This window comes from Streptomyces sp. H27-C3, from assembly GCF_030063415.1.
Lineage (GTDB): Bacteria > Actinomycetota > Actinomycetes > Streptomycetales > Streptomycetaceae > Streptomyces.
Window position 1 is genome coordinate 1 of the sequence record NZ_JASITA010000119.1, and the last position, 882, is coordinate 882.

Here is an 882-nt window from a genome sequence, read left to right on the forward strand (position 1 = left end):
CGAGAGCGGGAACGACCACGGTGGTGTGACGGCTGGCGAGTTTCACGACCGTGAGGAAGCGCGATTTCCGGTCGACCAATGTGGCGACCTGGCTGTTGTTCGAGCCGATCACCAGATCGCCTTCCAGGTGCCCGGATTCGCTGCGGTTCTCCGCTGTCCGGGGCCGCTCCTCGATCGGCCGGGCATCGGTGATCTGTGAACGCCACTGGCCTTTCACCGTGTGACGCTGGTTCTTCCGGATCGGGCGGCCGGTTCGGAGGCGCTTGCACAGTTCACGGGGGACCACCTTCCAGCGGGTGGTGTAGATCGACCGGTAAATCGTCTCGTGGCTGATCCGCATCGCGGGGTCGGCACCGTGATTCAGACGCAGATGTCCGACGATCTGTTCGGGCGACCATTCCTCCTTCAGCAGGTCAGCACCGTCTGCCTCAGCGCGGGTTCACGGGAGAGCAGGCATTGCTTCGGTCGCCGGGCACGGTCAAGTGCTTGTTCCTGTGCGGCGATTGCCCGGTAGGGGTCGCGTCCGCCGTTGTTGTTGACTTCACGGCTGATCGTCGACACCGCACGTCCCAGGAGGCCGGCGATGGTCCGGTAGGACTCACCGGCACACAACCCGCGCGAGATCTCCTCCCGCTCGTTCCTGGTCAGGCTTCCAGCGCGCGCCTTGCGGGATTCAGGCGCGATTCCGCCGTGATGCTTGAGGACGGTGAACACCGAGCCGGGCGGCTTGCCGATCTGCCGTGAGATGACGCTGATCGATTCCCCGGCCTTCCACCGCCGCCACAAGTCGGCCTTCATCTCGTCCGGCATCCCCGGCCGACCCAGTCTCGCCACGTATACCCTCCTCGACCAGCACTGTTGCTCTGACCGGTTGAATCTAAG

Annotated in this window: 2 protein-coding genes; both read right to left on the reverse strand. The window is 64.6% G+C overall.

From position 1 onward, the window contains the following. A partial coding sequence (locus QMK30_RS38330) for an IS30 family transposase (RefSeq protein ID WP_349362170.1) occupies nucleotides 1-412 on the reverse strand: 412 nt, incomplete at its 3' end. Next, a complete protein-coding gene (locus tag QMK30_RS38335) occupies nucleotides 406-810 on the reverse strand; it encodes a helix-turn-helix domain-containing protein (protein ID WP_283522950.1) in 405 nt (134 codons plus the stop codon). The genes QMK30_RS38335 and QMK30_RS38330, both read right to left, overlap by 7 nt. Between the last annotated feature and the right edge of the window lie 72 nt (nucleotides 811-882).